Here is a 12,854-nt window from a genome sequence, read left to right as displayed (position 1 = left end):
ATGTGCCCGGCTGTGAGGAGCGAGGAAGGTGGCGGCAGCCGGATGAGGGTACGGGCGGAGTGGTGCACTCCACTCCGCCCGTACCCTCACCCCAACCCCTCTCCCAATGGGAGAGGGGCTTTGCGACACTGATCGGATTGCATCCACGGAATCCGCCCCGCATGCCCACGCCCACCGCCCTCCCCCGCGTCGCCATCATCGGCTGCGGCGGCACCATCGCCTCGCTGGGCACCTCCAGCACCGACCTGATGGACTACCCGGAGCACGGCAGCAAGCTGGACGTCGCGCAGATCCTGGCGCGCGTGCCGGAAATCGCTGGCGTCGCCGAGGCCGTGCCGGTGCCGTTCCGCTCGGTGGGCAGCAACAACCTCACCATGACCGACTGGTTCGAGCTGCGCGCCACCCTGCGGCGCTTGTCGCGCGAGCAGCCGGAACTCGCAGGTTTCGTGATCCTGCATGGCACGGCCACGCTGGAAGAGACTGCGTTCTTCCTCAACCTCACGCTGGATATCCCGCAGACCGTGGTGCTGACCGGTTCACAGCGGCCGCTCAGCGCGGTGAGTTCGGATGCGCCGGCGAACCTGCTCGGCGCGATCCGCGTGGCGGGCGATGCCGAGGCGTGCGGGCGCGGCGTGCTGGTGGTGTTCAACGATGGCATCTATCCGGCGCGCGACGTGATCAAGGTATCCACCTTGCGGCTGGATACGTTTCGCTCGATGGACCACGGCGTGCTCGGCAGCGTCGATCCCGACCGCATCCGCTATCGCCGCCGCCCCGAAGGCCGCCACGCGCCGGACGCGGCGTTCGCTGCCTTGCCGGACGATGCGCGGCCGCCGCGCGTGGACATTGCCTATTCCTACGTCGGCGCCGACGACACCATGATCGAAGCTGCGCTGGCCAAGGGCGCGCAGGGCATCGTCTCCGCCGGCCTGGCCCCGGGCCTGGTCACCCAGGCCGAACGCGTGGCGCTGGAAGCGGCCATCGCCCGCGGCATCGCCGTGGTGCAGTGCACCCGCTCGCCGCTGGGCAGCGTGGCGCAGCGGCGTTATCTGCGCGAGGCGGGCTGGATCGCCGGCGAGGATTTCAGCCCGCAGAAGGCGCGCATCCTGCTCGCGCTGAGCCTGACGCAGACGCGCGAGCTGGCCGCGCTGCGCGACTATTTCGCCACGCACTGAGCTGGCTTGAACGCAGCACGTTCGCTCCGGGGTTAACCCGCCGGCGACGGCGGATGCCGCATCTTCATGCGCGCTGCGTAAGATCGGCGGGGCCCAACGAAAGGAGTTCGCACGTGAGCAAGTTCCCCTTCACCACTCTCGCCCTGGCCTGCGCCACCACCCTGGCCGGCACCGCCGCCGCGGCCACGCCCGAACGCACCGAACTGACCCTGTACCGCAGCGACGACGCCTCGCTGTTCACCGGCGGCGACGGCAGCAACGTGGACGCCGGCTACGCCATGGCACGCGAACCGCGTCGCCTGGACCTGAAACAGGGCGTGCAGGACATCAGCCTCGGCGGCCTGCCGGCCTTCCTGGATACCGAAGCGCTCTCGCTCGACGTCGAAGGCGACGCCGCCAAGGTGCTGTCGCAGCGCCTGCAGCTGGCGCAGGGCCGCGACGCCGCGCTGGGCAGCCTGGTCGGCCAGCCGGTGGAAGTACTCGGCAGCAGCGGCCAGCCGCTGGCCAGCGGCACCCTGCTGCGCGCCGGCAACGGCCTGCTGGTCAGCGACGGCAGCGGCCGCACCAGCCTGATCCGCGACTACGCCGCCGTGCGCGCCAGCGGCCACTTCAACACCGGCTCCAGCCTGGAGCTGCGGGTGGACGCCGCCAAGGCAGGCAATGCACGCGCCACGCTGAGCTACCCCACCGCCGGCCTGGGCTGGCGCGCGGCGTACATCGGCACGCTGTTGCCGGGCGCCGGCTGCAAGCTGCGCTTCGAATCGCGCGCCAGCATCGCCAACCGCAGCGGCCGCGACTGGAACGAAGTGCACCTGACCCTGATCGCCGGCGAGCCGCAGATCACCCGCACGCCCGGCCCGATGCCGGCCGCCGCGCCGATGGCCATGTCGTTCCGCGGCAAGGCGCAGATGGCGGACATGCCGCAGCAGGGTTCGGTCGCCGACTACCGCAGCTACACCCTGCCCGGCGCAGTGAACCTGCCCGACGGCAGCGTCAGCCAGGTGCCGCTGTATGAAACGCGCCAGCTCGATTGCGAACGCACCCTGCTGTACGAAACCGGCGGCCACTGGACGCCGCCGCAGCCGGCGACCAACCGCGACTTCAACACCGGCGGCAGCAATACCGTGACCAGCACGCTGAAGCTGCGCGCGTTCGACAGCCTGCCCGCCGGCAACCTGCGCGTGATGACCGCCGATCGCAACGGCACGCCGCAGTTCATCGGCGAGGGCCGCATCGAAGACACGCCCAAGGGCAGCGACGCCACCATCACCCTGGGCAATGCGTTCGACCTGCGCGCCGAGCGCGAACGCACGCAATTCAAGCTGGACAAAGCCGGCCGCTCGATGGACGAGGCCTTCCGCATCACCCTCACCAACGCCGGCGATACGGCACGCACGGTGACAGTGCGCGAACACCCGAGCCGCTGGCGCGAATGGACCTTGCAGTCGTCCAGTTCCAAACCTTCGGAACAGAAGCCCGACCTGCTGGAATTCCGCATCGAAGTGCCGGCCGGCGGCAAGGCCACGCTGGACTACGCGGTGCGCTACCGCTGGGCCGAGACCGACCAGCCGCAGCAGTAAGGCCAGCGTTTAAAGCGGCGACAAGGCCCGCGAGTTTGCTACGCTCGCGGGCCTTACTTCTTTGTCCGGGGACGCCGCCATGCTCAACCTCGTCAAGCACGACGCCATTGTCGAGATCAATCTCGCGCGGCCGCCGGTCAATGCGCTGAATATCGAACTGCTGCACGCGATCCAGGCCGCGATCGCCACTGCCCTGCAGGACGGCGCGGCCGGCATCGTGCTGTCCGGCACCACCGGCATGTTCTCCGCCGGCGTGGACGTACCCGCCCTGCTCAGCCAGGACCGCGACGGCGTACGCCGCTTCTGGAGCAGCTTCTTCGCCACCTGCTCCGCCATCGCCATGGCGCCGGTGCCGGTGGTGGCCGCGATCACCGGCCACGCGCCGGCGGGCGGCGCGGTGCTGTCGCTGTTCTGCGATTACCGGGTGATGGCCGAAGGCCCGTACCGCATCGGCTTGAACGAAGTGCAGGTCGGTCTGGTCGTGCCGGACTGCATCCAGCTCGCGCTGCGCCGCGTGGTCGGCACCTATCGCGCCGAGCGGCTGCTGGTGGCCGGCGCGATGATCGATGCGCAGCAGGCGCTGTCCTTCGGCTTCGTCGACGAGCTGACCGGCGTAGACCAGGTCACCACGCGCGCCCTGCACTGGCTCAACGAACTGCTGGCGCTGCCGCCGGGCGCGATGCTGGCCACGCGCCAACTGGCGCGCGCGGATCTGACCGAAGTGTGGGCGGATCCGGAACAGCTGCCGATCGATGTGTTCGTCGACGCGTTCTTCGGCGAGGAGACGCAGGCGGTGCTGCAGCAGCTGGTGGCGCGCCTGAAAAAGAAATAATCGCCACGGCGTAGGTTGGGGTGAGCGCAGCGAACCCCAACGATGCCAAGCGCCTGACGGTGCGATGTTGGGGTTCGCTGCGCTCACCCCAACCTACGCGGTTACGCGGTCTCGACCGGCCGCGCCGGATCGCTGACCCAGCCGCTCCACGACGGCGCGTACAGGCGCGAACCTTCCAGCCCCGCGTGTTCCATCGCCAGCAGGTTGTGGCAGGCGGTGACGCCGGAGCCGCACATGTGCACCACTTGCGCGGGCGCGGTGTGGCCGATCAGTGCGGCGAAATCGCCGCGCAGCAACGCGGCGGACTTGTAGCGTCCCTGCGCATCCAGATTGTCCGAGTAAGGACGATTCAATGCACCGGGCACATGTCCGCCGACGCGGTCGATCGGTTCGACTTCGCCGCGATAGCGCGGCGTGGCGCGCGCATCGATCAGCAACTCCTGCGAGCGCTCGGCGAGCGCACGATGGTCGACGATGTAACGCGATGCGTCGTATCGCAGCGACACCTGGCTCGCCTCGCGCACCACCTCGCCCGGCTCCAACGGCAATCCAGCCGCCTGCCAGGCCTGCAAGCCGCCATCGAGCACTGCCGCCTCGCGGATCCCGACCAGCCGCAGCAGCCACCACAACCGCGCCGCGGCGAGCGCACCACCGGCTGCATCGTAGGCAACGACTTGCAAACCCGAATGCCAACCCCAGCGCGACAGCACCGCGGAAAACGCCGGCTCGGACGGCATCGGATGCCGGCCCAGCCCTTCGCGCTGGCGCGACAGGTCCGACAGGTCGCGATCCAGATGCGCGTACACCGCGCCGGGGATATGCCCCTCGCGATACGCGCGCTCGCCCTTGTCCGGATCGCCGCCGGCCACGGCCAGTTCGAAACGGCAATCGACGATCAGCACTTCGCGCGGCGGCAAGGCAGCCAGCGTCGGCGCATCGATCAAGGTGGTGTATGCAGTCATAGACGCCCCATGCGTTGCAGCAGGTTGACCAGCATCGCGGCCGTCGCGCCCCAGATGCGATGGCCGCCGTGGATGAATTCCACCATCTCGCGGCGATGGCCGCGGAAATCCATGCTGTAGCGGCGCAGATTGGCCGGATCGAGGAAAAAGGCCAAGGGCACCTCGAACACTTCGGCTACTTCCGCCGGCGCCGGATACAGGCTCGCTTCCGATGCGATGCGTGCCACCACCGGCGTGATGCGGTAGCCGCTGATGGTGTCGAAACTATCGAGATAGCCGATCGGCGTGACCAGCCGGCGATCCAGGCCTACCTCTTCCTCGCTCTCGCGCAGCGCGGTGGCCACGGCGTCGGCGTCCTCGGGATCGGTGCGCCCGCCGGGGAATGCCACCTGCCCCGCATGCGCCTGCAGGCTGTCGTTGCGCACGGTCAGCACCAGTCGCGGCTGCACGCCTTCGCGCCAACCCACCAGTACGGCGGCGGGGCGGCGGGGCGCATCGCCGATCAACTCGGCCATCTCGTGGTAGTTCCAGCCTGGCCCATCCGGCGGCTCGGCCAGCGGGCGCACGGCGGAGGCGACCAGCGACAGCGGGTCGCTCATGGCTCCTGCTCCCGCGCCGGCAGCACCTCGCGCATGTAATACAGGCGTTCCGCGTCGCTCATGCCGCGCCAGCGCGCGATCTCGTCGCCGGTGCGCAGGCAGCCCTCGCAATAGCCGCGCTCGTCGAGCCGGCAGATGCCGATGCAGGGGCTCAGGGGTAGTGCGGGGATGGGGGCGGGATCGTTCGGCATGGACCGCACATCTTAGCCGAAGGCCTCTCTCCCCGGGCAGCGAACGCCGCCGCGCCAGGCGCGGCGGCAGCGCTTACTGCTTGATTTCCAGCAGCTCGATCTCGAACACCAGCGCCTCGTTCGGGCCGATGCGCGGCAGGTTGCCGCGTTCGCCGTAGGCCAGCGACGGCGGGATCACCACCCGCCACTTGTCGCCCACGCGCATGCGCTGGATCACGTCCTGCCAGCCGGGGATCACCTTGTTGTTGACGATGAAGCTCACCGGCGAGCCATGCGCCCAGGAGCTGTCGAACTCGGTGCCGTCGATCAGCGTGGCGCGGAAGTTGACGGTGACGGTGCTGTTCTGCGCCGGCTGATCCTTGCCCGTACCTTGCTTGAGCACCTGGTACTGGATGCCCGAAGGCAACTGCACTACGCCAGGCTTCTGCCGGTTCTTGGCGAGGAAATCGGCGCTTTTGCTCGCGTTGGAACTGGCCAGTTGCTCGAACTGCGACTCCGCCTTGTCGTGCATGTGCTTATCGAGGCGGCGCAGCTGTTCGTGCATGTCCTGCATCGGCACGCCGGGGCGGCGCTTGTTGTACGCGTCCTGGATCGCGCGCTGCATCACGGCGATGTCCACCTCGGGGTCGCCGTTGGAGAACTGGCTGCCGATCTGGTAGCCGATCGCATAGGACAGCTTGTTCTTGTCCAAGCCGGCCGCCTGCGCGTCGGCCGCGCTGTCCCGGTTCTGCGCATGCGTGGCCACTGCCGCACCCATCAGCATCGTGAGCATCGCGCCATGGGCCAACCAACGCAGTCGTGTCATGCCTATCCTCCATCGCGGTGCGCGAAGCCCGGACATCGTAAGGGGTTTACGGGCCGCGTGCAGCGGGCCGGCGGGGGTGCCGGCATCACCGGCATGAGAACGCCCGGGGTGGCAAAGGTTCCCGCGGCTACCCCACTGCTACCCACTGCTACCCCAGCGTTACCCCACTGCTACCATTTGCGCTTTCGACCTCCGCTGGGAACCACCATGGCCTATCGCAACCTCGAGATCGGCAACCGCGGCGCGGTGCGCCTGATCAGCGTCAACCGCCCGGACAAGCTCAACGCGCTGAACCGCGACACGCTCAACGAACTGACCCTGGCCTTCGCCCAGGCCGCCCAGGACGACGCCGTGCGTGCGGTAGTGCTGGCCGGCGCCGGCGACAAGGCCTTCGTCGCGGGTGCCGACATCGCCGAGATGAACGGCTACACACCGGTCCAGGCGCAGGGTTTCTCGCGCGCCGGCCAGCGCTTGATGAGTTCCATCGAGCGGCTGGGCAAGCCGGTGATCGCGCGCATCCAGGGCTTCGCCCTCGGCGGCGGCATGGAGCTGGCGATGGCCTGCCATCTGCGCATTGCCAGCGAGAAGGCGCGCTTCGGCCAGCCGGAGATCAATCTCGGCCTGATCCCCGGCTTCGGCGGCACCCAGCGCCTGCTGCGCCTGGCCGGCCGCGGCGCCGCGCTGGAGCTGTGCCTGACCGGCGCGATGATCGGCGCCCAGCGCGCCTACGAGCTAGGCATCGTCAACCGCGTGGTGGCGCCGGAGGCGCTGGACGCAACCGTCGACGCCCTGGCCGACCAGCTCGCCGCTTCCGCACCTTTGGCCGCGGCGGGCATCCTCGACGCCGTGCTGCAGGGCGGCGAGACGGCGCTGGATCAGGGGCTGGAGTTCGAGACGCAGGCGTTTGCGCTGGCGTTTTCCACCGAGGACATGCGCGAAGGAACGACGGCGTTTCTGGAGAAGCGCAAGGCGGAGTTCAAGGGGCGCTGATCCGAAGGGAAACCTGCCGGCGTAGGTTGGGGTGAGCGCAGCGAACCCCAACATCGCGACATCGAGCGTTGCGCATTGTTGGGGTTCGCTGCGCTCACCCCAACCTACGCCGTTCGATCTAGTGTCCCGCGCCCTGGAACTTTTTCTCGCCCGCCGTCACTTCAAGGCGCAGCCGATTCTCCGGCGGCGCCAGCGGACACACCACGTGCGGCGTGATCGCGCACGGCGGGTTCTCGGCCAGATTGAAATCCAGCACCAGCTTGCCGTCCTTCGGCACGTCGGCGTAGAGGAAACGCGCGCCGCCGTAGGTCAGCTTGCCGGCGGTGCGGTCGCTGAACACGAAGAACAAACGGCCGTCTTCCTCCATCGGCGTCAGCGTGTAGCGCTGGCCGTTGCGTTCGAACACCGCCTGCCCCGGCACCGGCTCGTCGTTTTCCGTGCCGACCACGTTGGCGATGCGCAGCGTGTGCGGCGTGGTGAACGCCTGCCACTGCGCTTCGATCTTCCATGACGGATCGACCGGGAAGTACGGGATGCCGGGGAAATCCGTGCGCAGCGGCGCGGCATTGTCCTTTACCCGCAGCCCGCGCTGCTTGCCGCTTTCCACCACGTAGAGATAGCGCTGCGCACCGAGATAGGCGCGCGTCGGCTTGCGTTCGCCATGCGCGCCTTGGGTCAGCATCGGTGCGGCGGTGACGGGACGCTTGTCGATCGTCACCGTAACTCCATCGGTCGTGCGCAGATCCACCGCACCGCTGGCATCCAGATGCAGCACGCCCAGATGCGCCGGTGCGCCCGGCACCTGGAAGCGATTGTCCGCAGCGGCGCCCAGCGTGTTGTCACCCGGCTCCAGCCAACCGGAAGCGATCAGCGTGAGATAGCCGTCCGCCTGCTTCAGCTTAGTCACACGCTCAGCGCGAGCCTGTTCGACTTGCGTGGCATAGCTCGCGTTCTGCGCCTGCGCCGACGCAACCCACAGCGCGACGAACGCCGCGCCTGCGCAAGCGATTGAACGCGCGGCGCTCAATGATGCCCGCCGCGATACTTCTTCTCACCCGCGGTCACCGCCACGTCCAGCCGGTTCTCCGGCGGCGCCAGCGGACAGGTGGCGAACGGCGTGAACGCGCACGGCGGGTTGTAGGCCTTGTTGAAATCCAGCACCACCTTGCCGTCCTTCGGCAAGGCGGCGTAGAGGAAACGCGCGGCGCCGTAGGTCTCCTTGCCGGAGGTGCGGTCGGCCAGCACGAAGAACAATTCGCCGCCCGGCTCTTCCTGGTACGGCAGCAGCTCGAAGGTGTGGCCGTCGCGCTGGAACACCGCCTTGCCCGGTACGTCCACCTTGTCGATGGTGCCGATCACCGAGCCGATCTCCAGCTGGTGCGGCGGATCGAACGGCACCCAGTCGGCGACCACGCGCCAGGACGCGTCGATCGGAAAGTAGTCGATGCCGAGGAAGTCCTTGCGCGTTTCCGCTGCGCTGTCCTTCACCCGCAGCGCCTTGCGGCCATCGCGCTCGATCACGTAGAAGTTGGCGCTGCCGAATGCCACCGTGGTGGGCGTCGCTTCGCCGGCATGCATGTCGTCGACCAGCGTGGCGGTACGCACGGGTTTGCCGTCGACGGTGGCGCCGGCCTTTTCGTCCAGCGCGATCTGCAGCGCGCCATCCTTGCCCAGCGTCACCACGCCAAGCTGCGCGGGGCCGGCCTTCAGCACGATGTCGTTGTCGCTGGCGCTGCCGATGCGGTTGGCGCCTTCGTGCAGCCACTCCAGGCCGATCAGGCTGAGCCAGCCGGTAGGTGAGGTCAAGTTGGCGGTGCGCTTGGCGCGCCACTGCTCGATCTCGTGCTGGTAGTCGCCGCTGGCGGCGGCGGTGGCGGTTTCGGCTTGCACGGTGACAGCTCCAAGGCTCAAGGCGACAACGAGGGCGAACGCAACGCTACGCGACATGGCACGGCCCGCTCGACAAAGGAAGCCCGAGTATGGACGTCTATTTGCCGGACCCGCAAGCGCCCCGCTCAGCGTCCCCGCAGGAACAATTTGTCCAGCTCGGCCAGGCCGAGCTGGGTCCAGGTCGGGCGGCCATGGTTGCACTGCCCCGAGCGCTCGGTGGCTTCCATCTCGCGCAGCAGCGCGTTCATCTCCGGCGGGGTGAGGCGCCGGCCGGCGCGCACCGAGCCGTGGCAGGCCATGGTGGAGAGCAGTTCGTTCTCCAGCTCCTGCAGGCGGCGCGAACTGCCGTGCAGGGCCAGCTCGGCCAGTACGTCGCGGCACAGCTGCGCCACGTCGGCGCCCTCGAGCAGGGCCGGAATGCGCCGCACCACCACGCCGGAGGGACCACTGCGCGACAGCTCCAGGCCCCATTCGGCCAGCGCGTCGGCATGCTCTTCGGCAGCGGCGGCTTCCTTCGCGCTCACCGACACGTTGAGCGGCACCAGCAGCAGCTGCGAGCGCAGATTGCTACAGGCACGCCCGCTCTTGAGCTTCTCGTAGGTGATGCGCTCATGCGCGGCGTGCATGTCGACCAGCACCAGGCCGTGCGCATTCTCGGCAAGGATGTAGATGCCCTTGAGCTGCGCGATGGCGAAGCCCAGCGGCGGCGCTTCGTCGTCCTGCGCCGGCGGCATCGGTGCGTTCGCGGCGTAGGCCGGTTCCGCCATGCGCGATGGCTCGCCGAGCAAGGCCGCGTACTCGCCCAGCGGCGCTTCGCGCACGCCGAGGCTCAGGCGGCTCTGGCTGAACTGGCCGGACCAGGCCGGTGTCGAGGTAACCGGCATGCCCATGGATGCGGCAGCGGCATAGCTCGCCATCGGCGTGGCATCCAAGGTCTCGGCAACGCCGCCGACCTGCCCGGCGCGCGTCTGCGCCAGCGCTTCGTGCAGCGTGCGGAACAGGAAGTCGTGCACCAGGCGCTGCTCGCGGAAACGCACTTCCTGCTTGGCCGGATGCACGTTGACGTCGACGCCGACCGGATCGAGCTCCAGGTACAGCACGAAGGCCGGGTGGCGCCCATGGAACAGCACGTCGGCATAGGCCTGCCGCACTGCATGCGCCACGATGCGATCGCGCACCAGGCGGCCGTTGACGTAGAAGTATTGCGAGTCGGCCTGCGAGCGCGACGCCGTCGGCAAGCCCACCCAGCCGGACAGGTGCAAGCCGGCGGCGGCATGATCGATGCGCAGGCTCTGCGCGGGGAATTCGTCGCCGAGCACTTCGGCCACGCGCTGCAAGGCGGCCTGCTCGTCCTTCGCCGCCTTGAGGATGCGCACCGGCTTGCCGTTGTGGCTGAGGCGGAATTCCACCGAGCCGCGCGCCAGCGCCAGCGACTTCAGCAGGTCATCGATATGCGCGAATTCGGTGCGCTCCGCGCGGAGGAATTTGCGCCGCGCCGGCACGTTGTAGAACAGGTCGCGCACCTCGACGCTGGTGCCTTGCGGATGCTGCGCCGGGCGCGCCGCCTGCAGGCGGCCGCCGTCCACTTCGATGCGGAACGCGGTGTCCTGGCCGCGCGCACGCGAGGTCAGCGCAAAGCGCGCCACCGACGACACCGAGGCCAGCGCCTCGCCACGGAAACCCATGCTGGCCACGTTTTCCAGGTCGTCGAAGCTGCGGATCTTGCTGGTGGCATGCGAGGCCACCGCCAGCGGCAGGTCGTCCGGTTCGATGCCGCCGCCGTCGTCGCGGATGCGGATCAGGCGCTGGCCGCCCTGCTCGATATCGACTTCGATGCGCGTGGCGCCCGCGTCGAGGCTGTTCTCGACCAGCTCCTTCACTACGGAGGAAGGCCGTTCGATCACTTCACCGGCGGCGATCTGGTTGATGAGTTCGGGGGGCAAGGGGCGGATGACAGGCATCGCGCAAGCTTAAGACCTGGACCCCGGTCACGAAAGCGCGAACGCCACCCGATGGGTGGCGTCCGTAAAAACAATATGTTGCAGGGGAACTAGCCGGACTGATCGGCCGGACTGATCAGCCGGACGGAATCGCCAGCACCATGCCTGCGCGCACCGAATCGTTGTTGATGCTGCGGTTGGCGTTCTTCAGCGCGGTGATGCTGACGCCGTACTGCCGCGCGATGCTGCGCAGGCTCTCGCCGGCGGTGACGCGGTGCAGGTCGCGGACGTTGGCATCGGCACGGTCGCTGTCCAGCTTCGCGCTGGCCACCTTCACGTCGCCGGACCTGGCCGAGCCGGTCATCGCCTGCGCCACCGCCTTGTTGGCGGCGGTGGACATACGGTTGTCTGGGCGGTTGTCGGAGTTGTTGTCGCCGTCGTCATCGCCGTTCTTCGGCACCGACACCACCACGCTGCCGTTGCGGCGCCCGGCCTGCGCGGCGAACCACGAACCCGGCGGCGGCGTCGCTTCGAAATAGCTGCGCACGCCGCCCATCACGGCTTCGGCCAGGTGCGACTGGTGCGAGGGATCGCGCAGCTTGCGCTCCTCGTCCGGATTGCTGATGAAGGCGGTCTCGACCAGGATCGAAGGCACGTCCGGCGAGCGCAGCACCACGAAGTTGGCGCGCTCGATGAAGCCGCGATGGGTGGGGCCCAGCCCGCCCAGCGCCTTCAGCACGTTGGTGGCCACGGCCTCGCTGGCCTGCATCGCATAGCCCTGCTGCAGGTCGAGCAGCACGGCGGCGAGGCTGTCGTCCTTGTCGTCCAGCGACACGCCGCCGATCAGGTCGGCGCGGTTTTCGCGGTCGGCCAGCCAGCGGGCCGCCTCGCTGGTCTTGCCGCGCGGCGACAACACCCACACCGAGGAACCCTTGGCGTCGCCGTTGACGAAGGCGTCGGCGTGGACGGAGACGAACAGGTCGGCGTTGTTGCGGCGGGCGATCTCGTAACGCTGCTTCAGCGGGATGAAGAAATCCGCATCGCGCGTCAGCACCGCCTTCATGCCCGGCTGCTTGTTGATCTGCGCGGCCAGCTCGCGCGCCACCGCCAGGGTGACGTTCTTTTCCAGCGTGCCGCCGGGGCCGTGCGCGCCGGGATCCTGGCCGCCGTGGCCGGCGTCGACCGCGACCACCACCTTGCGCTCGCCATTCAGCAGCGCCGCGGCCTGGCGGGTGGAGGCCATGCCGCTCTGGGTGGACTTGACGCTGTTCTTGCCGGACGCGGCGGCCTTGATCGCCACCGGCGCGGGGGCCGGCGCGGCATCGTCGTCGCCGTCGTCCTGGACCGGCGCTGGCGCGGCCTTGCTGGATGCCGCCGCGCCGTTGCCCGGGTAGACGTCCACCACCAGGCGATAGCCGTAATTGGCCGCCGGCTGCAGCACGAAGCTCTTGTAGTGGCTGGAGGGGTCGACCTTGGCCACCAGTTGCAGGCGGTTGCCCTGCTGGTTGCTGTCCAGGCCCTTGAGCTGGCCCTGCGCCTTCGGCGCGGCGTAATCGTCGCCCAGGCTGCTGCGGCCCAGGTCGAGCACCAGCTGGTCGCCGTCCTGGCGGGCCTTGAAGTCGACCGGGCCGGATACGTCGAGCACCAGCCGGGTGTATTCCGGACCGGCCCAGACGCGCGCGGACTTCACGTCGGCGGCGTGGACGGCGCACAGCGGCGCGATCGCCAGGGCGACGAGACAGGAAAACTGACGGATGGTGGCCGGATATCCCCTCATGGTCGCGCATTGAAGCTCAGCACTTTCCTGAATGCAAGTGCTTTTTCCTTGAAATATCCATAACCTGCAGCCGTTTTGTCAGGCTGGGTCCAGCTATCGGACGCAAACCGCGC

At 68.7% G+C, this 12,854-nt stretch carries 10 protein-coding genes and 1 pseudogene; 4 read left to right on the top strand and 7 right to left on the bottom strand.

Features of this window, described 5'->3' with window-relative positions; translation table 11 throughout:
- Window positions 1-161: 161 nt before the first annotated feature.
- The 3 genes from AB4083_RS09765 to AB4083_RS09755 all read left to right on the top strand — a co-directional run bounded on the left by AB4083_RS09765 (window position 162) and on the right by AB4083_RS09755 (window position 3,587).
- Entirely contained in the window at window positions 162-1,175 is a 1,014-nt protein-coding gene (locus AB4083_RS09765; protein WP_441607594.1) for an asparaginase, read from the top strand.
- Window positions 1,176-1,288: 113 nt separating this feature from the next.
- Entirely contained in the window at window positions 1,289-2,755 is a 1,467-nt protein-coding gene (locus AB4083_RS09760) for a DUF4139 domain-containing protein (RefSeq protein WP_441607593.1), read from the top strand.
- 79 nt (window positions 2,756-2,834) lie between these two features.
- Complete coding sequence (locus AB4083_RS09755; RefSeq protein WP_441607592.1) at window positions 2,835-3,587, top strand: enoyl-CoA hydratase/isomerase family protein; 753 nt, start codon at window positions 2,835-2,837, stop codon at window positions 3,585-3,587.
- A gap of 101 nt (window positions 3,588-3,688) precedes the next feature.
- Here the strand turns inward: AB4083_RS09755 and AB4083_RS09750 are convergent, their stop codons facing one another.
- The 3 genes and pseudogenes from AB4083_RS09750 to AB4083_RS09740 form a co-directional block, all read right to left on the bottom strand.
- A complete protein-coding gene (locus tag AB4083_RS09750) occupies window positions 3,689-4,549 on the bottom strand; it encodes a sulfurtransferase (RefSeq protein ID WP_441607591.1) in 861 nt (286 codons plus the stop codon).
- A pseudogene (locus AB4083_RS09745) lies at window positions 4,546-5,339 on the bottom strand (CoA pyrophosphatase). The gene AB4083_RS09750 and the pseudogene AB4083_RS09745 overlap by 4 nt, the downstream one beginning before the upstream one ends.
- Before the next feature lie 73 nt (window positions 5,340-5,412).
- Window positions 5,413-6,144: an FKBP-type peptidyl-prolyl cis-trans isomerase gene (locus AB4083_RS09740; RefSeq protein WP_441607590.1), complete on the bottom strand. Its 732-nt coding sequence runs from the start codon at window positions 6,142-6,144 to the stop codon at window positions 5,413-5,415.
- Between the two features lie 207 nt (window positions 6,145-6,351).
- Here AB4083_RS09740 and AB4083_RS09735 point away from each other — a divergent pair, with 207 nt between their 5' ends.
- A complete protein-coding gene (locus AB4083_RS09735; RefSeq protein ID WP_441607589.1) occupies window positions 6,352-7,134 on the top strand; it encodes an enoyl-CoA hydratase-related protein in 783 nt (260 codons plus the stop codon).
- 118 nt (window positions 7,135-7,252) lie between these two features.
- On the opposite strand, the gene AB4083_RS09730 is transcribed toward AB4083_RS09735, so the two are convergent.
- The 4 genes from AB4083_RS09730 to AB4083_RS09715 form a co-directional block, all read right to left on the bottom strand.
- A complete protein-coding gene (locus AB4083_RS09730) occupies window positions 7,253-8,041 on the bottom strand; it encodes a DUF1684 domain-containing protein (protein WP_441607588.1) in 789 nt (262 codons plus the stop codon).
- A gap of 116 nt (window positions 8,042-8,157) precedes the next feature.
- Complete coding sequence (locus AB4083_RS09725) at window positions 8,158-9,081, bottom strand: DUF1684 domain-containing protein (protein WP_441607587.1); 924 nt, start codon at window positions 9,079-9,081, stop codon at window positions 8,158-8,160.
- Between the two features lie 68 nt (window positions 9,082-9,149).
- Window positions 9,150-10,985 carry a DNA mismatch repair endonuclease MutL gene (mutL, locus tag AB4083_RS09720; RefSeq protein ID WP_441607586.1) on the bottom strand — a complete coding sequence of 612 codons (1,836 nt, stop codon included), beginning with the start codon at window positions 10,983-10,985 and terminating at the stop codon, window positions 9,150-9,152.
- A gap of 115 nt (window positions 10,986-11,100) precedes the next feature.
- Window positions 11,101-12,741 carry an N-acetylmuramoyl-L-alanine amidase gene (locus AB4083_RS09715; RefSeq protein WP_441607585.1) on the bottom strand — a complete coding sequence of 547 codons (1,641 nt, stop codon included), beginning with the start codon at window positions 12,739-12,741 and terminating at the stop codon, window positions 11,101-11,103.
- Window positions 12,742-12,854 lie beyond the last annotated feature (113 nt).

It is taken from the genome of Dyella sp. 2RAB6 (assembly GCF_052115385.1).
Lineage (GTDB): Bacteria > Pseudomonadota > Gammaproteobacteria > Xanthomonadales > Rhodanobacteraceae > Dyella_D.
This window is presented reverse-complemented; position numbering and strand designations above follow the sequence as displayed.